This is a genomic window from Roseobacter sp. HKCCD6576-2, assembly GCF_013179285.1.
Lineage (GTDB): Bacteria > Pseudomonadota > Alphaproteobacteria > Rhodobacterales > Rhodobacteraceae > Rhodophyticola > Rhodophyticola oceani.
On the sequence record NZ_WVNW01000005.1, the window covers coordinates 1 to 23,873 of the forward strand.

A 23,873-nucleotide genomic window follows, 5' to 3' on the forward strand; every position below is an offset into this window, starting at 1 on the left:
AATACGAGCGAAAAACTCTAACTACAAACGGCGGGAAAATCGGGTTTCAGAGCAGATGTCAAAAACATCCTCATCGAGATGAGTGACGAACTCTACGCCGAACGAGAAGACTATGAAGACGGTTTTTCGATAGTCACAAAAAGTGGGCTTCGCATCACAAAAGACAAACTGACGGTCTCTCGACCGTTCTCAGTAGATGGAAACAAAACAACTATCGATGCTGTGCAAACCTTTCAACGACTTCAGGAACAACTCAACGAGCTATTGAATCTCCATCTCATTGACTAGAGGTAGAATTGACCCCAGCAAAGAACATATCGTGGCTTCGAGTGTTTTATGTTGCTGGCACCTTGGTCCTTTCCGTAGTCGCGGCTTGGCATGCCGGACCATGGCTCAAAGGATCAGACGCCGCTCTACAGTTCATTGGTCTCGCCTTTTCAATTCTTGCCGCAACTCTTTTTGCAGTTGTAGCGATTGTTGGTGACCCAGGGATGCTATTGCCTGGTTCGCGCCGAGTGGCTTGGGAAAGCCTGAAAGAAGTACAGAAGAAACTGCAACGACTAAACGTGATCTTTGTGATTCATCTTTTGACTATCTTTCTCCTCGTCGTTTGCTCGATTGTGAAGAATAACAACTTCGAAAAATTAGACGCCCTATTCTCGGTCTTGGCCTTCTTGGCAACTAGTGGTTTCTTGCTGTCTCTGACATTGCCATTCGAGCTTGGAACGGCTCAGCGTCTTCGTCTCGAGCAAGAGTTGTCTAACCGGAACAAATCCTAATGAATGGCTGTAGGGCACCTTCCGGTCTCACCGGGCAGCGCCCGAACCGCCCCCACGGGGCGGGCGCTTCTCGCCCTCCCCTCGGTCCGGGCCCTGCCCTCTGCGTTATGTGAAACCCGTTCGGCCCGATTTCGACTGGCGCGACACCAAACGCACACCCCGGAACTCCGCCCGTTCGGCGCTTGAAAGCGCCACTGGCGCTTTCATCCGGCTTTGCCGGACCCGCGCCTTACCCCACCCCGGTTCACAATGAAAATCGCCGAGAGCAGCACCACCAGCGCGGGCAGACCCGCGGGCAGCGGTGGAAAGGACAGGTGGTAATAGATCGCGCCCAGCATGATCCCCGCAATCCCCAGCGCCGCCCAGACCGAGGTCTGGCGCAGCCACAGCCCCGCCGCCCCCGCCAACTCGCAGACCCCAACCGCATAGACCAACCAGCCCGGCGTGCCGAGATCGGCAAACACGCCATGCGCCACCGGATGCCCGGTCAGTTTCGCCACGCCGCCCGCTATCATCACCAGCGTCGTGATCCCCATTGCGGTCCAGAACGCGACTCTCATGGCCATCCGCCGTCTGTTTCTACCAAGGCTAGGGGCCAGGCGGCGCGCCGGGAACGCACGTCCTCGTTAGGTCTCTCCATCGTGATTGGGGCGTGAAACGGGCCAATCGACCGCCGAAGGGCGATTCCCGCGCGCGTATGTATGACATCCAGACCGTTTCTGTATCGGTTCCATATCCGCCGATTCCGGCAAAAATCGCCTTCGCACCCGCAGAAACTGCGGGTCACATCCACACCCCGTCCCGGCCCCGCCCAACCCTGCCGCCGCAAACCGTTTTTCCGCCCCGCCCCCAGCGCACCCCCAGACTTACCCACCATTTCATCCCCAAGAAATTTCCATGCTGCACTGCTTCACACTTGCGCGATCTCGGTTTGGTTTGTGAATGTTTTGTTACCGCAACGGGGCAACCCCAAGCGGGGCGCAGACGGCCCCTTCGAGGAGCCGGAGCGGATCGGGTCAGGACATGAGCTTGGACCGAAACGTGCCGGATCGGGGACGCGGGCGAGATCACCAAGAGGTCTTCGGACAAGGCGGTGGAGGAGCCAGTGTTACTCGGGCAAAAAGCGCGCGATTACAGGCCTTTCGAGGGTTGTAGGCGCATCCAGAGGGGAATGCTTTCGGGCGGAAACCGATGGGGTTGTGGGATAGTCTTTCGGGTCAGGACCGCAACAGCCACAGACGGACCCTCGGGTGTGGATGTGGTGCCGTGAGACCGGGCTTTCGGGCAACGGGCGCGGCGGGTCATGGGAACGGCTTTCGGGCTGGAACCAGACCAGCGGCGGATCGCAAGATCCAATGCAACTGGGCCAAACGCCCTCCTGGGGGGAATGGTTCATCGAAGGCGTCAGGAAAGGGTTTCGGCCCAATGCGAGGACCGCGTCTGAGCACCTGACGCCTTCATCTTTTTCCGCACCCTGGAAACGAAACGGGACCTGACTGCCATGAACAGTCAGGCCCCGTCCGCGTCAGTAATGCGTACCGCGTCTATGCACCTGTACCCACCCCATACACGGGCCGTTGCCGCAGATCAACCATATATGGCGACCTAGTGTGGGGAATCCTCATGATAGGCCTGTTGTATCTAGATATTGAGGTCGTCGCGCGTGGCGCACAGAACCCGGTTGCCGAAGATAAATCGGATGTTTTGATCAACTATACCGGATCTATCTCAGCGCTGTGACACACCGCGCGCGGCGTCTGGGTGCTCTGCGATGAAGTGTTTCAGCACCACAAACAGCTCCCGCGCGTGAGACAGATCATCCGCATGCAATGCCTGACGGATGTCATCGCAAATCATCTCCTGCACCCTTTGCGGCCCGTGATGCAGCCCCATCATCCGCTCCGCTAGTGCCGACGCATTGAGATCGGGCAGCCCTTCATGTTCCGCAACCGCCGCGATTTCCGCGCGACTCAGGCAAGTCATGTCTTCGATATCGTCAAGTGTAATCATTGGCTTAGCCCCTCCCAGGCGCAACCGTTACAAATCTGTTACATTTTATCACGCGAGGACACGTGCCCATCTGATCCAAGTCAAAGACATTGATTGACCGCGCCGATACTTCCGAATGAAGGAACCGCGCCCTAAGGAGATGGACGACACATATGCGCTTGTTTTTCTTGTTGTTTACCATGGCCAGCACAGCGTTGGCCGGTGCTGGTGTGGTCGCCGTTCTGGCGATGCAGATGGATGGCTGGCAACCGATCGTCGCTGCCGCCGCAATCGGCGCTGTCATCGCCGCGCCCGTGTCCTGGATCGCCGCGAAGAAGATTCGAGCCCAGTAGGCAATCGAATTTCAGGTCGACGGTTACGCGTTCAGATACGCAGCAACCGTGGCCTCAAACTCCCGAGGCTTGTCGGCGTGAAGCCAATGCCCCGCGCCGGGTATCTTTGCGAACCGTGCCGCCGGAAAGAGGGCGCGGATCGGGTCACGATGCTCGGGCCGCACGTAATCCGAAGCCGCACCGGACAGGAATAATGTCGGCCCATCGAACTGCCCGGCAATCTCGGGCCAGCCGATGATTTTCGGCATAAACGTCTCCAACACATCGAGGTTTAGACGCCAGGCCCGACCTTTGACGTCCAAAGACTGCAGCAAAAACGCCCGCACGCCGTCCTCGGGCACCGTCGCTTGCAAAGCCTCATCCGCGTCCCGCCGGGTCTCGACCTTCGAGAGATCAAGCGCCCGCATCGCGTGGATCAACTGCACCTGCGTATGGCCATAGGGGACCGGCGCAATATCCGCAACGACGAGGCGCCGAACCTGTTCGGGATGCAGAAGCGCCAAGGCCATCGACGCCTTGCCCCCCATGGAATGCCCGACAATATCGGCCTGGCCGCCGAGCGTGCCAATCACCTCGGCCAGATCCGCAGCCAAGTCGGCATATTCATGACCATTCTCCCAAGGGCTCTGGCCATGATTGCGCATATCCACGCTGATCACCTGCCGCGTTTCCGACATCCGTTTGGCAATCACATTCCAGTTTCGGGCCGAGCCAAAAAGCCCATGCGCAATGAGGATCGGGGGCAGATCACTGGGATCGCCGAAATGAGAAATCGCAAGCATAGCCCCTTCTAACGACCGCCGCTCAGATCAACCAGAGGGGTTGAGCGTCGCGAATCCGGCTCTATGGTGCGCCCCGTCAATTGGGGGCCAGATGACACCGGATCGGTTGCATGACATGATGGAAGAAGGCCGGGCGCTGATCGCGGAGCGGCTCGGCATTCGCGCGCGCAGCTTTGCCAAAGCGGTGCGCCGCGCCGGACGCCTTTTGCCAGCGCCCGCGCGCCAAGCTGCAGATTACCTGCTCGAACTGGAGCGCCGGCTTGAGCATCCAAAACTGGCGCAAAAGGTTGACCCGGCCCCGGCGGAACACGCTTTGGCGACATTCAAAGCCCAATTGCGGAGCATTGAGCCGGGCAAGCGCCAAGCGCAAACGCGGGCGATCCTTGGCGCGGAGATCGGTTTTCGGATTGCCGTCGTCTTGGCTGTGTTTATCGCAGTGTTGGTTTGGCGCGGGATCGTCTGACCCCACGCCAACGGCTCAATGCGCGGGCTGAATAAACGTCCCGTTCTGCAAATCGCGCATCGCTTGCTGCAATTCGGCTTGGGTGTTCATCACGATCGGCCCATGCCAGGCGACGGGCTCGTCAATTGGTGCGCCTGAGATCAAGAGAAACCGCACGCCGTCTGGCCCGGCCTGAACCGTCACCTCATCGCCGGTGCCAAAGCGGATCAACGTCCGATCACCAGAGAGATCGCGGATGTTCACCTCCTGGCCCATCACCTCTTTCTCAAGCAGCACACCGGTTGGTTGGCTGGCATCGGCAAACGCCGCCGCGCCTTCAAAGACATAGGCAAAAGCCCGGCGATAGGTGTCGATCTTGAAGGTTTTCTTCACGCCCGCCGGAACTGAAACATCCAGATATTGCGGATCGGCGGCGATCCCGTCCACCGGGCCGGTTTTGCCCCAGAATTCACCGACGATCACGCGCACAACCGTGCCGTCATCATCGGTCACCTCTGGGATCTCACTGCCCTGCACATCTTGATAGCGCGGCGCGGTCATTTTCAGGCTGGAGGGTAGATTGCCCCACAACTGGAACCCATGCATCTGCCCCTTGGCGTTCCCGAGCGGCATTTCCTGGTGCATGATGCCCGACCCTGCGGTCATCCACTGAACATCGCCCGCGCCGAGCTTGCCGGTATTGCCCAAGCTATCGCCATGTTCGACCGATCCGGCCAACACATAGGTGATTGTCTCGATCCCGCGATGCGGGTGCCATGGGAAACCTTTCAGGTAATCCTCGGGCCGCTCATTGCGGAAATCATCGAACAGCAGGAACGGGTCCAACTCGGTCGGATCCTGGAACCCGAACGCGCGGTGCAAATGAACGCCGGCGCCCTCCATGGTCGGCATGGCGCGGCGGGTTTCTGTGACAGGTCGGATAGACATCGGTCCTCTCCTCTTTTCAAAGCTTGCGGCAGATATATCGCGGAGCGGTCATGCGACAATTCCAAGTCCCTGAACGGGGTCTGTGCAGCGATGCACGGGGGAAACGGAGCGGGGATATGGGCCGGTGCCAATGGGCAAAGCCGCCCCTCCCCTCGCCAATCCTGATGGAACCCGCTATGGCAGCGCGACGCAACGGAGAGACGCTATGGACGACGAGGTCATCGCAGCCATCGAACCGAAAACCGCTCGACGCTATGTCGCGACGGGCATTTTGGGGCTGCTAGGGATGATGTTGCTTTACATCGCGGCGGCGACCCCGCCCGCCGATCTCGGCTGGCTGGTCTTTCTGATCGTGCTTGGTGCCGCCATGCTCTACCTCTCGTGGAAGCTGTGGGAAGCCAGCAGCATCACTCTGGAGTTGACACGCGCGGAATTGCGCGAGGCTGACGGCACTGTACTGGCGCGGATCGATAATATCGCATCGGTCGATCGCGGGTTTTTCGCCTTCAAACCGGCAAGCGGCTTCATAATTCGCCTGAAAGAGCCGGACAGCGGCGTCTACAAACCCGGCCTTTGGTGGCGCTACAAACGCACAATCCTGGTCGGTGGCGTCACCTCTCGGGCGCAGTCGAAATCCGTGGCCGATCTGATCCGCGTGCTGCTCGTGCAACGCGACCAAGACAGCTGAGCATTCTCGACCGCGCTGATTTAGAGACCTTTCGCCTTATAGCTCGCGGCCACACGACCGATCGAGACCAGGAAGCCTGCCGTGCGCAGGTCGGTCACATCATTGCGGCTGTGCCAAACCTCGCGCATCGACTGATAGGCCGTCCGCATCGTGTCATCGAGGCCCGAGCGCACGAGTTCCAGCTCATCGGCTCCGCGCAGATACTGCTCTTTGAAATGCGGGCTCAACGTCCAGCCAAGATCCGTATCTTTCGACAGGCGCTCCAACTCATTCACGATCAACTCGTGGCGAGCCTCTTCCTGGCGCCGCTGCATCCGCCCAAACCGGATATGGCTGAGGTTTTTGACCCATTCGAAATAGGAGACCGTCACACCGCCCGCATTGGCATAAAGATCAGGGATGATCACCACGCCCTTATGGCGCAAAATCTCATCCGCCCCGGCCGTAATCGGCCCGTTCGCAGCCTCGATGATCAACCGGGCTTTGATCCGTTCGGCGTTATTCATGTTGATGACACCTTCAAGGGCGGCGGGGATCAGGATATCGCAATCCTCCTCCAGCACCTTGATGCCCTCTTCGATATAAGTGCCGTGTGGACAACCCCGTACGCCGCCATGATGGGCGATCCAATCCCGGACAAGCGCGATATCTAGCCCTTTGGGATCAGTCAGCGCTCCGTCGCGCTCGATCACATGGGTGATTTTCGCGCCATCCTCCTTCGAAAGAAACAGCGCCGCGTGATAGCCGACGTTGCCAAGGCCTTGAACGATGATCCGCTTCCCATCAAGTTTGCCCTCTAGCCCGGCGGCGGCCACATCCTCTGGATGGCGAAAGAACTCTTTTAAGGCATATTGTACGCCGCGCCCGGTGGCCTCGACGCGTCCCTGGATGCCGCCCGCATGCGGCGGCTTGCCGGTGACGCAGGCCTTGGCGTTGATATCCGTGGTGTTCATCCGGGCGTATTGGTCGGCCATAATGGCCATTTCTTTCTCGCCTGTCCCCATGTCTGGCGCTGGCACGTTCTGCGACGGGTTGATTAGGTCACGTTTGATCAACTCGTAGGCGAAGCGCCGCGTGATCTGCTCCATTTCGTGTTCTTCGTAATGGCGCGGGTCGATGCACAGGCCCCCCTTCGATCCGCCAAACGGCGCCTCAACCAAAGCGCATTTGAAGGTCATCAGCGAGGCCAGCGCCTCGACCTCATCCTGATGGACGTTCGGCGCATAACGGATACCGCCCTTGACCGGCTCCATATGCTCCGAATGCACCGAGCGGTAACCGGTGAAGGTCTGAATCTCGCCACGCAGACGGACGCCGAACCGGACCACATAGGTGGAGTTGCAGACGCGGATCTTTTCCTCCAACCCCGGTGGCAAATCCATCAGCGCAACGGCGCGGTTGAACATCAAATCCACGGACTGGCGGAAACTCGGTTCGGTCGTCATGGCATCTCCCTCCCTCGGCACATGACAGGGCGGCCTGTCACGGTGCAGGCCTTAAAGCGACCCGACCACAGGCGCCACCGCAAAGCAAGTCGACATCCCCAAAACCGAGCCGCAAAACCTCGTCTGGATTCGCCGAAAGGGGCGTTAATCGTTTGTTTCCTTAATGAAAACACCCCGTTTCCTCCCTCGCTTTGCCCCATTTCTGCCTTGGTTAAGGAGCAGACCCGGCCTCGGAGATTGCGTTTCCGCGTGATTTCCAACCCATTGATGTGGAGAGCCTGGTCATGACTGCTCGGACCAAACAGACCCTGCAAAACCTGCGCAACCGCGCGAGCATTTCGGGATTCGCCCGCAACGAGGACGGCACCATCACAATCTTTAGTGTGATGATGTTTGTGCTGATGATCGGAATTGGCGGCATCGCCATCGACGTAATGCGCTACGAAACGCAGCGCGTGCAGCTTCAGTATACGCTGGACCGAGCCGTTCTTGCGGCGGCATCGATGAGCAATACCTTGGACCCAGAAACCGTTGTGCGCGATTACTTCGAAATCTCGGGCCTAGAGGACTATCGTTTGACGGTGGCAGTCGAAGACGACCTGAATTCTCGGACGGTTTCGGCTGATGCCGAAATGGACATCAACTCCGTTTTCATGCACATGTTCGGCGTCCGTGCGCTGACCTCGCCGGGGTTTGGCATAGCCGAAGAGCAAATTGATAACGTTGAGATTTCCATGGTTTTGGACATCTCCGGCTCAATGCGGCACAACAACAAACTGACCAATATGCAAACCGCTGCACGCGACTTTGTCACAACGGTGATGGAGGCCAATGATTATGTCGAAGACGAGATGCTCGTCTCGGTCTCCATTGTGCCCTATAACGGTCGGGTCAATGCGGGCTCGACGATAGAAAGCGTATTTACGCTGTCTGACGAGCATAGCCGCTCAAGCTGTACCCGGTTCTCAGGGGCCGATTTTGAAACAACCGCGATCGACCCCTCGCAGCCGGTTCAACGGCTGGCGCATTTCGATCTCGCGAACTTCGACTCTAATGCGCCAAACATGTCCTATCGCTCGTTCCGGCGCCCTCATTGCCAGACCAATGATTTCGCCGCGATCTTGCCCTGGTCGAACAGCGTCAGCGATCTACACGCCCATATCAACAGCTTTAGTGCTGGCGGCTGGACCGCGATTGATCTGGGTATGAATTGGGGCGTTGGCCTTCTCGACCCCGCAGCCCAGCCAGCCGCGCAACAGCTTGTCGCACAAGGCTTAATCCATCAAGATTTTGACGATCGTCCTATGGATTACCCAGTTGACGGGGTTCCGACAGACGAAGATACAATGAAGATCGTCGTCTTGATGACCGATGGAGAGAATACGCGGCAATACGATATCACCGGCCCGCGCCGTGATGGTTTGTCGAACGTGTTTTATCACGAGGACCATGACCGCTGGTCTATGTACATGCCCAGCACCGAGTTATACTGGATTCCGGACCGGGGCGAACGCAATTGGACCAATGACGGTCGTAGTCGCCCTGATAGTGCTAGCGGCACCTATTCCATCCAGCCCTATCGCGGCAACGAGTCCGACCGCGTTCCATGGCAGTATTTCTGGTCGCGCTGGTCGGCCCGGATGATGGCTGGTGAGTTCTATTTCGAGGGGGCAAGACGCGGGGGAGGCGATTGGAGCTACTACCGAGATTTACGGTACAACACCTATAGGCAATATGCCGACCAAGGCATCGCCGATGCTAATCTAAGGGCGATCTGCGATGCAGCCCGCGCCCAAGACATCATTGTCTTTACGGTTGCTTTTGAAGCACCGGCAGACGGTGCAGAAGTCATGGAGTACTGCGCCACCTCGCCCTCGCATTACTTTGATGTGAATGGGTTGGAGATTGCAGACGCGTTCGCCTCGATCGCCACCACGATCAACCGGCTCCGGTTGGTGCAATAAGCTCGATGTCGGGGCTCACGCATCATATCTGGCGTTTCGCGCGGTCAGAACAGGCCACGGCGACGATGGAATTTGTCATCGTGTTCCCGATCATAATCACCCTGTTCATCGCGGTTTTTGAAACTGGCATGATTCTGACTCGACAGGTGATGTTGGAACGCGCGATGGACAGCACCATCCGGCTTTTGCGCCTCGATCTGGTGGCCCGCCCCGATGACCCGGTGGAGTTTGCAACCGCGATCCGCGAGAACATCTGTGCCAACACCTTGGTCATTCCGGACTGCCTAAGCATTCTAGAACTGGATTTGCGCGATGTCGATCAGACGAACTACATCATGCCGCCGGGAGATGCACTCTGCATCAACCGAAACGATATGATCCGGCCTGATGAAAACAGAGCCTTCGCAGGTCGGGTAAATGACAGTTTGGATAATCTCATGCTGGTTCGAGTCTGCGTTGTTGTTGACCGCATCCTCCCGATCTCTGGCTTTGGCCTCAATCTGACACGCGATGACACCGGTGGTCTTCATATGGTTTCAAGCACCGTCTTTGTGAACGAGCCGGAGTAAGGAGGTTGATTTGAAACAGCTGGTCCTGAGATTCATTCACGATACCCGTGCCGTTGTGGCATTCGAAGCAGTCATTATTACGCCGATTATGGCGTGGCTTTTCGTTGGTAGCTTCGTATTCTTTGACGCGTTCCGAACTTATAATACTTCGGTCAAAGCCACCTACGCGGTCGCCGACGTGCTATCGCGTCAACAAGATACGGTCTATGCGAGCGATATTGAGGGCCTCGCCGATGTCTTTCAGAACATCTCCTATGATATCGAGGGTACTTCGCTGCGCGTGACACAGATTCTCCGGACACACACCGGCCACTATCGTGTGGATCGATCTTATGCCACAGACGGTCAGGCAAGGCTGTTCGACGCCGATTTGCCCGCGATTGAAGACCGCCTACCCATTATGGCACCTGGCGACGCAGTTCTGCTCGTGGAAACCACTCTGCCCTACCGACCAGCATTCAATGTAGGGCTGAGTAATCTCGAGTTCACCAACTTCACCCTCACGCGACCGCGCTATGTACCGCTCCTCGATATCGATTATGGGATAGAACCGAGTTACTGCGGCTATAACTGTGAGCTCTATGAAGGAGAGCGAGACGACGAGGATGGTGCGGAGGACCCAGGACCAGATGGCGCCTAAGTCGCGACTTGGCCACCCAATGTCGCCGCTGCGCTTTCCTTTCTGACGGACCCCTTGAATAGTCTCTCAAGACCCGATTGAGTGTCAGTCGGTAGATGGGAGACGGTGATGCGCTATTCGGGCTTGCAGGTTCTGGCCCAGGGCCTGAAAGGCAATCGCGGGTGGAAACCCGTCTGGCGCGACCCCGATCCCAAACCCGCCTATGACATCGTGATCATCGGCGGCGGCGGTCATGGGCTTGCAACCGCCTTCTACCTCGCCAAAGAGCACGGGCTTCGCAACATTGCCGTTCTGGAAAAGGGCTATCTCGGCGGCGGCAATGTCGGGCGCAACACCACCATCGTGCGCGCCAACTACTTCCTGCCGGGCAACTCCGAGTTTTATTCCCATTCCCTGAAACTCTGGGAAGGTATGGAGCAGGAACTGAACTATAACGCGATGCACAGCCAGCGCGGGATCATCAACCTTTTCCATTCCGACGGCCAGCGCGATGCCTTCGTCCGGCGCGGCAATGCGATGATCAACCAGGGCGATGACGCGATCCTGCTGAGCCAGGCGGACTGCCGCCGGATGCTGCCCTATCTCGACTATGACCAGACACGCTTCCCGATCTATGGCGGGCTCTACCACCCGCGTGGGGGCACCGCGCGCCATGACGCCGTGGCTTGGGGCTATGCCAGAGGATCAGATCAACGGGGCGTCGATCTGATCCAGCAATGCGAAGTGACCGGGATCGATATCGAAGACGGACGTGTCACAGGCGTGCAGACGACACGCGGCGCGATCAAGGCCAAGAAGGTCGGGATTGTCGTCGCCGGGCGCTCGGGGCAAGTCGCGGCCATGGCGGGCATGCGCCTGCCGATCGAAAGCCATATCCTGCAAGCCTTTGTCACCGAGGGCCTGAAACCCTGTATCGACAATGTGGTCACCTATGGCATGGGCCATTTTTATATCAGCCAGTCCGACAAAGGCGGCTTGGTCTTTGGCGGCGATCTGGATTTCTACAGCTCCTATGCCGCGCGGGGGAACCTGCCGATGGCCGAACATGTGCTGGAGGCGGGTATGACGCTGATGCCGATGATCGGCAAAGCCAAGATGCTGCGGAGTTGGGGCGGGATTATGGATATGACACCGGATGGATCTCCGATCATCGACAAGACCCATATCGACGGGCTCTATATCGATTGCGGCTGGTGTTATGGCGGGTTCAAGGCGGTGCCGGGCTCCGGCTTCTCCTTCGCCCATCTGATCGCCACCGACCGGCATCACGAGCCCGCCGCGCGTTTCCGGCTGGATCGGTTCCGCCGCGGGGCGCTCTTGGATGAAGAGGGCACCGGCTCTCAACATAATCTACATTAGGGGACGAGAATGCGTATCACATGCCCCCTCTGCGGGGATCGCGACAGTCGCGAGTTCAGCATCAAAGGTCACGAAACCTATCTCGCCCGCCCCGCCCCCGAGGCCGGTGAGGACGCTTGGGACACCTACCTGCATCTGCGAGAAAACCCGGCTGGTGTGACCGGTGAGCTTTGGCATCACGGCGCAGGCTGCGCCGCCTGGCTGAAGGTGACGCGGAACACGGTGACCCATGAGGTGCTGAAGGTGGAGTTGGCCCGTGACGTGACCGGAGGCGCAAATGCGGATTGATGGCAAAGGCCTGATCGATCGGGCACGTCCGGTCTCGTTCCGCTTCGACGGACGGAGCTATTCTGGCTTCCAGGGTGACACGCTGGCCTCAGCGCTGCTGGCCAATGGCGTGACCCTGATGGGCCGGTCGTTCAAGTATCACCGCCCGCGTGGGGTGCTCACCGCCGGATCAGAGGAGCCCAATGCGCTGATGGAAATCGGCGCGGGCGCGGCCAAGACGCCGAATGTTCGGGCCACGATGCAAGAGATTTTCGACGGGTTGGAGGCGCGGAGCCAAAACCGGATCGGCCCGCTCAACCGCGATCTTCTCTCGGTCAACGACCTGCTCTCCCCCTTCCTAAGCGCTGGTTTTTACTACAAGACCTTCATGTGGCCGCGGGCCTTCTGGGAAAAGCTCTATGAGCCGATCATCCGCCGCGCTGCCGGTCTCGGCGCGCTCTCGGGGGAGCCGGATAGCGGGCGTTATGAGAAAGCCTTTGCGTTTTGCGACCTACTGGTGATCGGGGCGGGGCCCACCGGATTGATGGCGGCGCTGACAGCGGCCAAGGGTGGCGCGGATGTGATCCTGGCGGAGGAAAGCGCTGTTGTCGGCGGGCGGCTCCTGTCAGAAGACGAACAGATCGACGGATTGCCGGCTGCGATCTGGCTGGAGAATACACTGGCCGAGTTGCGCGCCTCAGGCCGGGTGCGGATCATGACGCGGACAACCGTGACTGGCGCCTATGACGGCGGAACATACGGTGCGCTCGAGCGGGTCGGCAGCCACGTGCCAGCCACCCCCGATCTGCCGCTGGAATGCTTCTGGCGGATCCAGGCGAAACAGGCGGTGCTCGCCGCCGGTGCCCTAGAACGCCCAATCGCCTTTCCGATGAACGACCGGCCCGGCATCATGATGGCTAGCGCCGTGCGGACATATCTGAACCGTTATGGTGTCGCGCCCGGTGAAAAGGTGACGCTCTTTGCCACCAATGACGACGCCCACCGCACCGCCCGAGACTTGACCCAGGCCGGGATCGATGTGGCCGCCGTTATCGACAGCCGCGCCGAGGTCCAGGCGAAAGGCGATTACCGCGTGATCACCGGCGGGCAGGTCATCTCGACCAAAGGCCGCCAAGCTCTGCGCGAGATCACCGTCCGCCATGCTGGCGGCGAAGAAACCATCGCGACCGACTGCCTTGCTATCTCTGGCGGCTGGAACCCAACCGTGCACCTGACCTGCCACATGAACGCGCGCCCGGTTTGGGACGATGCCATCAGCGGCTTTGTTCCGGCGGAGAATGCGATCCCCGGGCTGATTCCGGCGGGGGCTTGCGCGGGCCGGTACGCCACCGCCGCCTGTCTGCAAGCGGGAATCGATGCCGCCAGCCAAGCGCTCACCGCGCTTGGGGCAACCGCCCCTGACATCACGGCCCCAAGCGCGCAGGCCGAGGCCGGGGCCTCCGATATGCTTTGGTCGGTGCCGGGCAATGGCCGCGCCTGGCTCGACTTCGCCAATGATGTGACGACCAAAGATGTGAAACTCGCGGCGCAGGAGAACTTCCGCTCCGTCGAGCATATGAAGCGCTATACGACGCAAGGCATGGCGCCAGACCAGGGCAAGAACTCCAATATCTCCGCCCTCGCCATTCTTGCCGATGCGACCGGACGCGGCATTCCGGAAACCGGCACGACCACCTATCGCCCGCCCTATATCCCCGTCTCAATCGCGGCAATGGGCGCGGGCGCAAAGGGCAAGGGCTTCGCGCCTGAGCGCTTCACCACGTCCCATGCGGCCACGATCCAGCGCGGCGCGCCGATGATCGAAGCCGGTCTCTGGTACCGGCCCAGCTATTTCCCCGCCCAAGGCGAGACGACCTGGCGGCAAAGCTGCGACCGCGAGGTCAATATGGTCCGCGAAACGGTCGGCATTTGTGATGTCTCGACGCTTGGTAAGATTGATGTTCAGGGGCCGGATGCGGGCGCTTTCCTCGATTTCGTCTACACGAATACCTTTTCGACCCTGAAACCAGGCCGCGTGCGTTATGGGCTGATGCTGCGCGAAGACGGAATGGTGATGGATGATGGCACCACGGCTCGCCTCTCCGACACGCATTATGTGATGACGACCACCACCGCCGCTGCCGGGCAGGTCATGACGCATCTGGAGTTCGTCAGCCAGGCGCTGCGCCCCGACCTGGATGTGCGCTTCGTCTCAGTCACCGAACAATGGGCGCAATTCGCCGTGGCCGGGCCAATGGCCCGCGATCTCTTGAACACGGTGCTAGACGATCCCATCGATGGCGAAAGCTGGCCTTTCATGGCCTGCGGCCCGGTGAAAGTGCATGGGGTCGATGGCCGCCTGTTCCGCATCTCCTTCTCGGGCGAGCACGCCTATGAAGTCGCGGTGCCCGCGCGTTATGGCGATGCATTGTTCCGCGATCTAGTCGCCCGCGCTGAAACCATGGGCGGCGGGGCTTACGGAATGGAAGCGCTGAACGTGCTCAGGATCGAAAAGGGCTTCATCACCCATGCCGAAATCCATGGCCGCGTGACCGCGTTCGATATCGGCATGGGGCGGATGATCTCCGCCAAGAAAGACTGCATCGGCAAAACCGCTGCGGCCCGCGAGGGGCTGCTTGGCCCGGAGCGGGAACAATTGGTCGGCCTGAAACCCATCGGTGCGGTGAAGCAACTGACCGCCGGCGCGCATCTCTTTGACGAAGGGGCCGAGGCAATCCGCGTGAACGATCAAGGCTATGTCACCTCGGTCTGTTTCTCGCCGACGCTTGGCACCTATTTGGGCCAGGCCTTCCTAAAAAATGGTCGCGCACGGCATGGTGAGACCGTGAACCATGTGGACCATCTCAGAGGGATCGAAACCCTCTGCGAGGTGTGCGACCCCGTGTTCTTTGACCCCGAGGGAGGGCGCGTTCGTGGCTAATCTTATTGCCAAAAGCCCCGCCGACGGTTTGCTGCCGCTTGAGATCGGCGGCCTCACACTGAGCGAAGACAGCCCCGCCGCGATTACCGCCGTGATGCCTTTCGCGGGTCAAGTGAAACCGCTCTCGACCGCTCTGAAAGCCGCCCATGGCATGACCTTCCCCGGCCCCAACCGCGCAACTGGCAGCGGCGAGGTCAAAGCCTATTGGAGCGGGATGGATCAGGCCTTTCTGATCGGCACGGCTCCGAATCCAAGCCTCGCCACCCATGCCGCCTTGGTCGATCAAACCGATGCTTGGGCCATCCTCAACATCCAAGGCGCAGAGGTTGAGGCCGTTTTGGCGCGTCTAACACCGCTGGATCTAAACCCCAGTGTCTTCAAACGCGGCCATGCGGCGCGGAGCCTTCTTGGCCATATGTCGGCGCTTATCGCCCGCAGCGGCGCGCAAAGCTTCACGATCCTGGTGTTCCGCTCCATGGCAGCGACAGCCGTTCATGAGTTGGCACTGGCGATGAAAGCCGTGGCCGCCCGCGCCGAACTTGAGCACTAAGTGCCGCGCCGTTCGGTTTCGAGTTCACGAATCCGAACTTCAAAATCGATCCGTTCTTGGGAGTGATTGCTGTTTTCTGGCGTCCGGCTGTTCCAGTTGTTCAGCTGATTGGCCAATCGCTGATCAGACAGCGATTGCACGCGATCCACGCGCCGCTCTTTCCATGCGTCATTGCGATTGTCGACCTCCATCGCCAGCGCCATATCCATGACGGATTGACCGAAATACTGCGACTCAAACACCACATCCGAATCCGAGAGCACCTCGGCGGTTTCAGCGGACAAATCCTCCAGACCCGGCGACACAACGGCAAACACACCAAGCGATAGCGCCATGGTGGCCGCAGTCAAAACGACCCAATCTGTGACAACCGCCCCGCTCTCACTCGACAGAAACGCTCTCGTCATTGGTTCCCAGTTAATCCGGCTCATCCTCACAACCTTATTGGCCTTAACGGCATCACATCCCAAAACCTCACCAGAGGATTTATGGTTAACACCGGCTTTAGAAGCCAATTGAGGCCATTCTATGCTGAAAAACTGAATGATTTGGCACGTTTCGAGCATTTCGCTGGGTGTTCTGGACTTCGTCTTGCCTCGACCCAATACTAAGGCGCATGAGTCTGCCCCCCGGTTTCCTCGATGAGCTTCGCACGCGTACGTCCCTGAGCCAGGTCGTGGGGCGCAAGGTCATCTGGGACACCCGTAAGTCGAACCAGGCCAAGGGAGACATGTGGGCGCCTTGCCCGTTCCATCAGGAGAAGACCGCCAGCTTCCACGTCGATGACCGCAAGGGGTTCTATTACTGCTTCGGCTGCCACGCGAAAGGCGACGCAATCGGCTTTGTCCGCGAGACCGAGAATGTGGGGTTTATGGAGGCTGTGGAGATCCTCGCCCGCGAGGCTGGCATGCCGATGCCCGAACGCGACCCACGCGCTCAAGAGAAGGCCGACCACCGGACAGAACTGGCCCAGGTGACCGAAGCCGCTCTTGGTTGGTTCCGCCTGCAGTTGAAGACCGCGGCGGGCGGCGACGCGCGCGATTACTTGGCGCGGCGAGGCTTGGATGAGGCCGCGCTCGACCAATTCGAGATCGGCTATGCGCCCGGCGCTCAAAACGCTGCCTTCCAGGCGATGACCGACAAAGGAATCGGGGCGGAGAAGGTGGTTGCCGCCGATATCGCGCGTCAGCCCGACGATGGCCGCGCGCCTTATGATGCGTTCCGCGACCGGATCATCTTTCCGATCCGTGATGCGCGCGGGCGCTGCATCGGGTTTGGCGGGCGGGCAATGGCCGCCGACGCGCAAGCGAAATATCTCAATAGCCGCGAGACAGATCTCTTCGACAAGGGCCGCGCACTCTACAATCATGGGCCCGCGCGGGAGGCTGCTGGCAAAGGCCAACCGCTGATTGTGGCCGAAGGCTATATGGATGTGATCGCCTTGGTCCGGGCGGGTTTTGAAGCAACCGTTGCGCCGCTTGGCACCGCGATCACCGAGGATCAGCTTCGGCTGCTTTGGCGCATGGCCGACGAACCGGTGATCGCACTGGATGGCGATACGGCAGGTTTGCGCGCCGCGATGCGCCTGATCGACTTGGCGATGCCGATGCTAGAGGCCGGCAAATCGCTACGGTTTGCGCTGATGCCCGAGGGGCAAGACCCTGACGATCTGCTCCGCGCCAAAGGCCCGCAAGCGATGCGCGATTTGATCGAGGGCGCGCAGCCGATGGTGCAACTGCTCTGGCGCCGCGAGACCGACGGCAAAAGCTTCGACAGCCCCGAGCGTCGCGCTGCCCTCGACAAAACGCTGCGCCAAGCGATCAGCAAGATCCAAGACCCGTCGCTAAAGCGGCACTATGGCGAGGCGATCAATGATCTGCGCTGGCAGCTTTTTAAAGGCAATCGCAAACCGGCCAACCGGGGCGGCTTCAAACCAAAAGCTGAGGCCGCGCCTGCGGCCAGCACCCGGGCCTCGGCGCTGGCTGCGGGGTCACTCTCGGATGCCGATCTGCGGGCCGCATTGATCCTCGCAACGCTTTGCCAATACCCCAGCCTGATCGATCAATTCGAACCCGATCTCGACCGGCTCGCGCCAAGCCATCCCGATCAAGCCCGCCTCGCCGCGCACCTGCTTCACAGCACAGCACGGGATGCAGTGGTGCTTTTGGCCGAGTTAGATGATGCAAATTTGCGACAAACCCTTGAAAACCTGCGCGCGCTCGGCCATGTGCGCATCGCACCCTTCTTGCGTGCGGATGGCGACCCCGACAAAGCGGCGCTCTGCTTGGCGGAAGAATTTGCCAAACTCGCCGCCCGTCGGGGCATCGCCTATGAACTGTCCGAGGCGTTGGAAGACTTAGAAACGACCGAAGAAGATACCCACCTGTCCTGGCGCTTGAACCACGCCGTCCAGACCCGACATCGCGCCGATCACCCCACACCGCCAGAGACGGCGGATCAAGGCGAAGACCGGGCGGCCTTGTCCGCGCACCTGCGCAGCTTGATTGATGGACGCGCATGGGAGAAGAAAAAGGGCTAACCCGGGTGTGCGAATCAGTGATTCGCGCTAAGACATGAGTTTACGGCGTGGGTGCGAATCACCCCGTAGCGAAAGGATTATCGCGCATGGCCAAAGACACCGACGATCGCAAACAAGACGGGGACGAGGCCGAGATCAGCCTCGATATGAGCCAAACCGCCGTCAAAAAGATGATCGCGGAAGCGCGAACCAGGGGCTATATCACCTACGATCAGTTGAACACCGTTCTGCCGCCCGAGCAGGTCAGCTCCGAGCAGATCGAAGACGTGATGTCGATGCTTTCCGAAATGGGCATCAACATCATCGAAGATGACGAGGTGGAAGAGGACACCGAAGCCAAGCCGGCGACCGAAGTGGTCGAGGCCTCGACCTCCCGCGAAGTGGCCGTCGCCGCGACCGAAACCGAGAAACTCGACCGGACCGATGACCCGGTGCGCATGTATCTGCGCGAAATGGGCTCGGTGGAACTGCTCTCCCGCGAGGGCGAGATCGCCATCGCCAAACGCATCGAGGCCGGGCGCAACACGATGATCGCGGGGCTCTGCGAAAGCCCGCTGACCTTCCAGGCGATCACCATCTGGCGCGACGAACTTCTCGACGAAGATATTCTTCTGCGCGACGTGATCGATCTCGACGCCACATTCGGCCGGCAAATGGGCGAGGACGAAGACGGCGACGAACCGGTCGTTGCTGCCCCCGTCTCCAACGACAATGCCGCGTCGGCCAAGCCCGAAGGCGAGGCCAAGCAAGAGCTTGATGCCGACGGCAACCCGATCACCCAGGACGATGACGAGGATGATGAGGACGAACAGGCGAATATGAGCCTGGCGGCGATGGAAGCCGCGCTGAAACCGCGTGTCTTGGAAACCCTCGACCTGATCGCGCGCGACTATGTCAAACTCTCCGAGATGCAGGATTTGCGGATCTCTGCGACCTTGAATGAAGATTCCAGCTTCTCCGCTAAGGAAGAGAAAGCTTATCAAAAGCTACGCTCGGAAATCGTGGAGTTGGTCAACGAGCTGCATCTCCACAACAACCGGATCGAAGCGCTGATCGACCAGCTTTACGGCATCAACCGCCGGATCATGTCGATCGATAGCGGCATGGTGAAACTGGCCGACCAAGCTCGGATCAACCGTCGCGAATTCATCGAAGCTTATCGCGGCTATGAGCTGGACCCGACTTGGGTCGACCGGATGGCCGAGAATACCGGTCGGGGTTGGCAAGCATTGATGGAGCGCTCCCGGCCCAAGGTTGAAGAGCTGCGTGCCGATATGGCGCAAGTCGGTACCTATGTCGGCCTCGACATCAACGAATTCCGCCGGATCGTGAACCAGGTCCAGAAGGGGGAGAAAGAAGCGCGCCAGGCTAAGAAAGAGATGGTCGAGGCGAACCTGCGTCTCGTGATCTCAATCGCCAAGAAATACACCAACCGCGGCCTGCAATTCCTTGACCTGATCCAGGAAGGGAATATCGGCCTGATGAAGGCAGTCGATAAGTTCGAATATCGCCGCGGCTACAAATTCTCCACCTATGCGACCTGGTGGATCCGCCAAGCGATCACCCGCTCCATCGCGGATCAGGCCCGGACGATCCGGATTCCGGTGCATATGATCGAAACGATCAACAAACTGGTCCGCACCGGGCGCCAAATGCTGCACGAGATTGGCCGCGAGCCGACGCCGGAAGAACTGGCCGAGAAGCTCCAGATGCCGCTGGAGAAGGTGCGCAAGGTGATGAAAATCGCCAAGGAGCCGATCTCGCTGGAGACGCCGATTGGCGACGAAGAGGATTCGCAGCTCGGCGATTTCATCGAGGATAAGAACGCCGTCCTACCGCTCGATTCCGCGATCCAGGAGAACCTGAAAGAAACCACGACTCGGGTTTTGGCATCTTTGACCCCACGTGAAGAGCGTGTCCTGCGGATGCGGTTTGGGATCGGGATGAACACCGACCATACGCTTGAAGAGGTCGGCCAACAGTTCAGCGTGACTCGGGAGCGGATTCGGCAGATTGAGGCGAAGGCGCTACGGAAGCTGAAGCATCCGAGCCGTAGTCGGAAGTTAAGGTCTTTCTTGGATCAGTGAGAAAGAGCACCGTTCGTACACCTCTTCTGACCCTAGCCTTGTTCGACATAGTCAATGCAATTCTCGACCATATCTTTGAACTCCGAGATCAGGTCTGCGATGCCACCAGTGGCAGCAGAAATCGAACCTAGTAGTGAGTTGATCTGAGCCAATAGGTAGCGGAGCGCATCGACTATTCCGTCGCGAAAACGACGCCCCAAACTGAACAGCGCAGCAAGTTTTGCTTGGAGACTATTCCCTGTCAGACCGACGCGTGCAAAAACTTCTGGTGGCGTATCTTGAACGGCCGCTCGCACTCTATCGAAATGTGGCAGAGTTTCAGTTTCATAGGCCAATCTCAGTCGGTCGCGCATGTCGTCAATGAATAGTATCCGGTAGCCATAGGGCGCGTCATCAAACAAGAGGGTTTGCAGAAAACCACTCAGTTGATCGAGAAATGACGACAATTGCAGATTAGGGTCATCGCTCTCTTCAAACATAAAGGGCATGCCAATTCTCCCATGTTTTATAATTTGGGATGGTAGCATGATTGAGAGTAGACCTGGGAGAAATCTGTGAACCCACCGATCACTCACAGTGTATCTTATGATCTTCAATCTGCGCGCCTGACCGTCAGCCACTCTGGCCAGCCCGGCATCAAGGCCGCCGGGCGAGCGCCTGCCCGTCCCGGCGGGCTGGCGCTTTGGCGGCGGGACGCTCCGTTTAGCCCGAGCAATGGCTTGGCTTCTATTAACCGCCCCGATCCACCGTGTTTGCGCCAACCCACGGGCAGGCCCGGGCCCGGCTCCGCTCTTTCCGGTGATGGCGAACCACGCTATCCCGGTTCAATGACCCTCACCACTTTTGACAACATCCTCACCGACCGCGGCTCCAAATACGCGGTTTCAGGCGCACCGGCGGCCTCGAAAGCCGACGCACTCGCGACCGTCAAAGCCCTCAAGCGCAATAAGAAATTCGCTAAAGCCACCCATAACACCTGGGCGCTCCTCACCTCCGACGGCCCGATCAAGAACGATGACGGAGAGGCCGGCGCGGGCATGGTCATCTTGCGGATGCTGAAGCGCGAGGACCTCCAGAACCACGTTGTCATCGTCAGCCGCTGGTTCGGCGGCACGCATCTGGGCGGCGACAGGTTCCGCCGGGTGCAGGATTGCGTTAGGTATTACATCGACCAGATGAACCAGACGGGGTAGTGCGATGTCGCTCTTATCGAAACTCTTCGGCGGCGGGGCCAAGCCTCAAGAGGACCCCGAAGTCTATAAAGACTTCCGCATCTTCCCGGAGCCACAATCAGGGCCAGGTGGCTATCGCCTCGCCGCGCGGATCGAGAAGGAGATCGACGGCGAGGTGAAGGTGCATCATCTGCTGCGCGCCGATACGATCCAGAGCGCCGAGGAGGCGGAGGCCTTCTCCATCCGCAAAGCGAAACAGGTGATCGACGAGCAGGGCGACGGGATTTTCGGGTAGCGTCGCCGCGCGCGCGACCGCCGGCGAAGCGTGCCTAAAACGCTAAAACAGCCCCTCCGCCCGAAACGACACCTCGGCCTCCTTGCCGATGATCACGTGATCATGCACCGCCACGCCGATCGTGTCACAGGCCTCCACGATCCGGCGGGTTACATCGATGTCTTGCGGGCTCGGCGTCGGGTCGCCCGACGGATGATTATGCACCAGAATGATTGAGGACGCGTTCAGCTCCAGCGCCCGTTTCGCCACTTCGCGGGGATAGACTGGCACGTGATCAACCGTGCCTTTCGCCTGCTCCTCATCAGCGATCAGCACGTTTTTGCGGTCTAGAAATAGCACCCGGAACTGTTCTGTTTCGCGATGCGCCATCGCCGTGCGGCAATAGGTGATCAAATCGTCCCAGGACGAGACCACCTCGCGATGCATGACTTTGGCCAACGCCATTCGATGGGCAAACGCCTCGACAATGCGCAGTTGTAGATAGACCTTTGCCGTCGCACCTTCGACCTGCAACAGCCGGTGTTCAGACGCTGCGACCACCCCGTTCAAATCACCAAATGCCGCCAGGAGTCTTTTGGCCAGCGGTTTCAGGTCCATCCTCGGGATCGCGTTGAAAAGCAGCAGTTCCAGGATTTCATAGTCGGGCATCGGCTTATGCCCGCCTGACAAAAAACGCTCCCGAAGCCGCGCACGATGGCCCCAATAATGCGGGCGCTTCGTGCCATCTTTGCCGGTGACCAGGCCGCCGCCCGCCGCCGCATCAGGCGAGAGCCGGTCCGTCTGGCGGAAGCTGCGGGTAAAGGCCGGTGTCAACACGGCATCTGCGGGCGGAATACGCGCCTCCAAATCATCCAGGCCCCGCATCGCTTCTTCGGAAAACCCGGGGACCTGCCCCTCCAAATCAGACGTCAGATCCGTCATCGATATTCCTCTTAGCGCGACATAACCTGCGGTGATAACCGGTCCCTAGAAACCGATCCGCCGACGCTCCGAGAATTCAATCAATTTGGTTAATGCTTCCTTAGCAAGCACCCGCTTTCGAACAAAATACCAGGCTAGTTCTTCAGTCGGCCCAACATCTCTTCGGCTGCTGCATCCGGGCTCAGTTCACCCGCGGCCACCCGTGCGGCCATCTCAGCCATCGCGCGCTTCACGTCAGCGTCGCGGCTCAGCCGTGCCAGAAGACCGCTCCGCACCTCTTCTTCAAACCAATGCGCCGCTTGTGCCGCTCGGCGTTTTTCCCAATGGCCCTCCGCTCGGCGCCATGCTGCCAAGGTCTGCATCTCGTCCCAGGCTGCGTCCAACCCGTCATCCTCCCACGCCGAAACGGGAAGCGCCTTGGGAAACCCTTCAGGATCCTCCGCTCGTTTACGCATCAGCCGCAACGCACCGGCATAGTCCGCGCAGGTTCGCGTCGCCGCCGCTTTCAACTCGCCATCAGCCTTGTTGACCAAGATCAGGTCGGCAATCTCCATGATGCCGCGCTTGACCCCTTGCAACTCGTCGCCGCCCGCAGGCGCGAGAAGCAAGACGAAGAGATCGCACATCTCGGCAACCATGGTCTCGGATTGCCCGACCCCCACGGTTTCGATCAGCACCACATCGAACCCCGCCGCCTCGCAGAGCGCCACCGCCTCGCGGGTCCGCCGCGAGACGCCGCCGAGATGGGACAAGGAGGGCGACGGGCGGATAAACGCGCCTGGCTCGCGGCTGAGCCGCTCCATCCGTGTTTTGTCGCCCAGAATCGAGCCGCCAGAGCGTGTTGAGGACGGATCGACCGCCAAAACGGCCACGCGGAGTCCCTGGCTCACCAACATCATCCCAAACGCTTCGATAAAGGTCGATTTCCCCACGCCCGGCGTCCCGGAGAGTCCAATGCGCAGGGCTTGCCGCCCATGACCGCGCAAAACCTCCAGCAAGGCCGCCGCTTCGGCGCGATGATCGGCCCGCGTGCTTTCCACCAAAGTCACCGCGCGCGCCAGAGCCCGGCGCTCACCCGCCAAAATCCGCGTTGCCAAATCTGTCTGAGCGGCCTGTTGTTCCGTCATGTATGGGTCGTCTTTC

The 23,873-nt window shown here is 59.6% G+C and carries 24 protein-coding genes; 15 read left to right on the forward strand and 9 right to left on the reverse strand.

Features of this window, described 5'->3' with window-relative positions; all coding sequences use genetic code 11:
* The first annotated feature begins 296 nt into the window (after positions 1-296).
* Positions 297-779: a hypothetical protein gene (locus GTF44_RS16530; RefSeq protein ID WP_171561176.1), complete on the forward strand. Its 483-nt coding sequence runs from the start codon at positions 297-299 to the stop codon at positions 777-779.
* Between the two features lie 203 nt (positions 780-982).
* Here the strand turns inward: GTF44_RS16530 and GTF44_RS16535 are convergent, their stop codons facing one another.
* Complete coding sequence (locus tag GTF44_RS16535) at positions 983-1,345, reverse strand: DoxX family protein (RefSeq protein ID WP_171561178.1); 363 nt, start codon at positions 1,343-1,345, stop codon at positions 983-985.
* A 1,162-nt stretch (positions 1,346-2,507) separates the two neighbouring features.
* A complete protein-coding gene (locus tag GTF44_RS16540) occupies positions 2,508-2,789 on the reverse strand; it encodes a hypothetical protein (RefSeq protein ID WP_145215683.1) in 282 nt (93 codons plus the stop codon).
* Between the two features lie 152 nt (positions 2,790-2,941).
* Between GTF44_RS16540 and GTF44_RS16545 the strand changes: the two genes are divergently transcribed.
* Complete coding sequence (locus GTF44_RS16545) at positions 2,942-3,121, forward strand: CTP synthetase (RefSeq protein ID WP_145215680.1); 180 nt, start codon at positions 2,942-2,944, stop codon at positions 3,119-3,121.
* Between the two features lie 23 nt (positions 3,122-3,144).
* Here GTF44_RS16545 and GTF44_RS16550 read toward each other — a convergent pair whose 3' ends face one another.
* On the reverse strand, positions 3,145-3,903 hold the full coding sequence (locus tag GTF44_RS16550; RefSeq protein ID WP_171561179.1) for an alpha/beta fold hydrolase: 759 nt from the start codon (positions 3,901-3,903) through the stop codon (positions 3,145-3,147).
* A 91-nt stretch (positions 3,904-3,994) separates the two neighbouring features.
* Between GTF44_RS16550 and GTF44_RS16555 the strand changes: the two genes are divergently transcribed.
* Positions 3,995-4,366 carry a hypothetical protein gene (locus tag GTF44_RS16555; protein ID WP_145215676.1) on the forward strand — a complete coding sequence of 124 codons (372 nt, stop codon included), beginning with the start codon at positions 3,995-3,997 and terminating at the stop codon, positions 4,364-4,366.
* A gap of 15 nt (positions 4,367-4,381) precedes the next feature.
* Here GTF44_RS16555 and GTF44_RS16560 read toward each other — a convergent pair whose 3' ends face one another.
* On the reverse strand, positions 4,382-5,293 hold the full coding sequence (locus tag GTF44_RS16560; protein WP_171561181.1) for a pirin family protein: 912 nt from the start codon (positions 5,291-5,293) through the stop codon (positions 4,382-4,384).
* Between the two features lie 205 nt (positions 5,294-5,498).
* Between GTF44_RS16560 and GTF44_RS16565 the strand changes: the two genes are divergently transcribed.
* Positions 5,499-5,981 carry a hypothetical protein gene (locus GTF44_RS16565; protein WP_145215670.1) on the forward strand — a complete coding sequence of 161 codons (483 nt, stop codon included), beginning with the start codon at positions 5,499-5,501 and terminating at the stop codon, positions 5,979-5,981.
* Between the two features lie 20 nt (positions 5,982-6,001).
* On the opposite strand, the gene GTF44_RS16570 is transcribed toward GTF44_RS16565, so the two are convergent.
* Complete coding sequence (locus GTF44_RS16570) at positions 6,002-7,426, reverse strand: Glu/Leu/Phe/Val dehydrogenase (protein ID WP_171561183.1); 1,425 nt, start codon at positions 7,424-7,426, stop codon at positions 6,002-6,004.
* A 284-nt stretch (positions 7,427-7,710) separates the two neighbouring features.
* Between GTF44_RS16570 and GTF44_RS16575 the strand changes: the two genes are divergently transcribed.
* The 7 genes from GTF44_RS16575 (at position 7,711) to GTF44_RS16605 (ending at position 15,716) form a co-directional block, all read left to right on the forward strand.
* Complete coding sequence (locus GTF44_RS16575; protein ID WP_171561184.1) at positions 7,711-9,390, forward strand: TadE/TadG family type IV pilus assembly protein; 1,680 nt, start codon at positions 7,711-7,713, stop codon at positions 9,388-9,390.
* A 65-nt stretch (positions 9,391-9,455) separates the two neighbouring features.
* Positions 9,456-9,959 (forward strand): TadE/TadG family type IV pilus assembly protein, encoded by a 504-nt coding sequence (locus tag GTF44_RS16580; RefSeq protein WP_171561186.1) that lies wholly within the window; start codon positions 9,456-9,458, stop codon positions 9,957-9,959.
* Between the two features lie 10 nt (positions 9,960-9,969).
* A complete protein-coding gene (locus tag GTF44_RS16585) occupies positions 9,970-10,599 on the forward strand; it encodes a TadE/TadG family type IV pilus assembly protein (protein WP_171561188.1) in 630 nt (209 codons plus the stop codon).
* 108 nt (positions 10,600-10,707) lie between these two features.
* Complete coding sequence (locus tag GTF44_RS16590) at positions 10,708-11,958, forward strand: sarcosine oxidase subunit beta family protein (protein WP_171561190.1); 1,251 nt, start codon at positions 10,708-10,710, stop codon at positions 11,956-11,958.
* A 9-nt stretch (positions 11,959-11,967) separates the two neighbouring features.
* Positions 11,968-12,246, forward strand: a complete 279-nt coding sequence (locus GTF44_RS16595; RefSeq protein WP_171561192.1) for a sarcosine oxidase subunit delta — start codon at positions 11,968-11,970, stop codon at positions 12,244-12,246.
* Positions 12,236-15,166, forward strand: a complete 2,931-nt coding sequence (locus GTF44_RS16600) for a sarcosine oxidase subunit alpha family protein (RefSeq protein WP_171561193.1) — start codon at positions 12,236-12,238, stop codon at positions 15,164-15,166. The genes GTF44_RS16595 and GTF44_RS16600 overlap by 11 nt, the downstream gene beginning before the upstream one ends.
* Positions 15,159-15,716, forward strand: a complete 558-nt coding sequence (locus tag GTF44_RS16605; protein WP_367383399.1) for a sarcosine oxidase subunit gamma — start codon at positions 15,159-15,161, stop codon at positions 15,714-15,716. The genes GTF44_RS16600 and GTF44_RS16605 overlap by 8 nt, the downstream gene beginning before the upstream one ends.
* On the opposite strand, the gene GTF44_RS16610 is transcribed toward GTF44_RS16605, so the two are convergent.
* Positions 15,713-16,147: a hypothetical protein gene (locus GTF44_RS16610; protein ID WP_171561171.1), complete on the reverse strand. Its 435-nt coding sequence runs from the start codon at positions 16,145-16,147 to the stop codon at positions 15,713-15,715. The two genes, GTF44_RS16605 and GTF44_RS16610, sit on opposite strands and share 4 nt — an antisense overlap.
* 185 nt (positions 16,148-16,332) lie before the next feature.
* Here GTF44_RS16610 and dnaG point away from each other — a divergent pair, with 185 nt between their 5' ends.
* Both dnaG and rpoD read left to right on the forward strand, forming a co-directional pair.
* Complete coding sequence (dnaG, locus tag GTF44_RS16615) at positions 16,333-18,255, forward strand: DNA primase (protein WP_171561197.1); 1,923 nt, start codon at positions 16,333-16,335, stop codon at positions 18,253-18,255.
* Between the two features lie 86 nt (positions 18,256-18,341).
* Positions 18,342-20,342: an RNA polymerase sigma factor RpoD gene (gene rpoD / locus GTF44_RS16620; protein WP_171561199.1), complete on the forward strand. Its 2,001-nt coding sequence runs from the start codon at positions 18,342-18,344 to the stop codon at positions 20,340-20,342.
* Between the two features lie 32 nt (positions 20,343-20,374).
* On the opposite strand, the gene GTF44_RS16625 is transcribed toward rpoD, so the two are convergent.
* On the reverse strand, positions 20,375-20,830 hold the full coding sequence (locus GTF44_RS16625; protein WP_171561200.1) for a hypothetical protein: 456 nt from the start codon (positions 20,828-20,830) through the stop codon (positions 20,375-20,377).
* Between the two features lie 339 nt (positions 20,831-21,169).
* On the opposite strand from GTF44_RS16625, the gene GTF44_RS16630 reads away from it, so the two are divergent.
* Positions 21,170-21,535, forward strand: coding sequence for a YigZ family protein (locus tag GTF44_RS16630; protein WP_171561202.1), 366 nt, complete (start codon positions 21,170-21,172; stop codon positions 21,533-21,535).
* Between the two features lie 4 nt (positions 21,536-21,539).
* Positions 21,540-21,809 carry an HlyU family transcriptional regulator gene (locus GTF44_RS16635; RefSeq protein ID WP_171561204.1) on the forward strand — a complete coding sequence of 90 codons (270 nt, stop codon included), beginning with the start codon at positions 21,540-21,542 and terminating at the stop codon, positions 21,807-21,809.
* Between the two features lie 42 nt (positions 21,810-21,851).
* Here the strand turns inward: GTF44_RS16635 and radC are convergent, their stop codons facing one another.
* Both radC and meaB read right to left on the reverse strand, forming a co-directional pair.
* A complete protein-coding gene (gene radC / locus GTF44_RS16640; RefSeq protein WP_253261289.1) occupies positions 21,852-22,730 on the reverse strand; it encodes a DNA repair protein RadC in 879 nt (292 codons plus the stop codon).
* A 134-nt stretch (positions 22,731-22,864) separates the two neighbouring features.
* Positions 22,865-23,857, reverse strand: coding sequence for a methylmalonyl Co-A mutase-associated GTPase MeaB (gene meaB / locus GTF44_RS16645; RefSeq protein WP_171561207.1), 993 nt, complete (start codon positions 23,855-23,857; stop codon positions 22,865-22,867).
* Between the last annotated feature and the right edge of the window lie 16 nt (positions 23,858-23,873).

Coding starts and splice junctions, on each gene's coding strand:
- GTF44_RS16535 (WP_171561178.1), bottom strand. CDS start 1,345: ATGGCCATGAGAGTCGCGTTCTGGACCGCAATGGGGATCACGACGCTG.
- GTF44_RS16540 (WP_145215683.1), bottom strand. CDS start 2,789: ATGATTACACTTGACGATATCGAAGACATGACTTGCCTGAGTCGCGCG.
- GTF44_RS16545 (WP_145215680.1), top strand. CDS start 2,942: ATGCGCTTGTTTTTCTTGTTGTTTACCATGGCCAGCACAGCGTTGGCC.
- GTF44_RS16550 (WP_171561179.1), bottom strand. CDS start 3,903: ATGCTTGCGATTTCTCATTTCGGCGATCCCAGTGATCTGCCCCCGATC.
- GTF44_RS16555 (WP_145215676.1), top strand. CDS start 3,995: ATGACACCGGATCGGTTGCATGACATGATGGAAGAAGGCCGGGCGCTG.
- GTF44_RS16560 (WP_171561181.1), bottom strand. CDS start 5,293: ATGTCTATCCGACCTGTCACAGAAACCCGCCGCGCCATGCCGACCATG.
- GTF44_RS16565 (WP_145215670.1), top strand. CDS start 5,499: ATGGACGACGAGGTCATCGCAGCCATCGAACCGAAAACCGCTCGACGC.
- GTF44_RS16570 (WP_171561183.1), bottom strand. CDS start 7,426: ATGACGACCGAACCGAGTTTCCGCCAGTCCGTGGATTTGATGTTCAAC.
- GTF44_RS16575 (WP_171561184.1), top strand. CDS start 7,711: ATGACTGCTCGGACCAAACAGACCCTGCAAAACCTGCGCAACCGCGCG.
- GTF44_RS16580 (WP_171561186.1), top strand. CDS start 9,456: ATGGAATTTGTCATCGTGTTCCCGATCATAATCACCCTGTTCATCGCG.
- GTF44_RS16590 (WP_171561190.1), top strand. CDS start 10,708: ATGCGCTATTCGGGCTTGCAGGTTCTGGCCCAGGGCCTGAAAGGCAAT.
- GTF44_RS16595 (WP_171561192.1), top strand. CDS start 11,968: ATGCGTATCACATGCCCCCTCTGCGGGGATCGCGACAGTCGCGAGTTC.
- GTF44_RS16600 (WP_171561193.1), top strand. CDS start 12,236: ATGCGGATTGATGGCAAAGGCCTGATCGATCGGGCACGTCCGGTCTCG.
- GTF44_RS16610 (WP_171561171.1), bottom strand. CDS start 16,147: ATGAGCCGGATTAACTGGGAACCAATGACGAGAGCGTTTCTGTCGAGT.
- dnaG (WP_171561197.1), top strand. CDS start 16,333: ATGAGTCTGCCCCCCGGTTTCCTCGATGAGCTTCGCACGCGTACGTCC.
- rpoD (WP_171561199.1), top strand. CDS start 18,342: ATGGCCAAAGACACCGACGATCGCAAACAAGACGGGGACGAGGCCGAG.
- GTF44_RS16625 (WP_171561200.1), bottom strand. CDS start 20,830: ATGCCCTTTATGTTTGAAGAGAGCGATGACCCTAATCTGCAATTGTCG.
- GTF44_RS16630 (WP_171561202.1), top strand. CDS start 21,170: ATGACCCTCACCACTTTTGACAACATCCTCACCGACCGCGGCTCCAAA.
- GTF44_RS16635 (WP_171561204.1), top strand. CDS start 21,540: ATGTCGCTCTTATCGAAACTCTTCGGCGGCGGGGCCAAGCCTCAAGAG.
- radC (WP_253261289.1), bottom strand. CDS start 22,730: ATGACGGATCTGACGTCTGATTTGGAGGGGCAGGTCCCCGGGTTTTCC.
- meaB (WP_171561207.1), bottom strand. CDS start 23,857: ATGACGGAACAACAGGCCGCTCAGACAGATTTGGCAACGCGGATTTTG.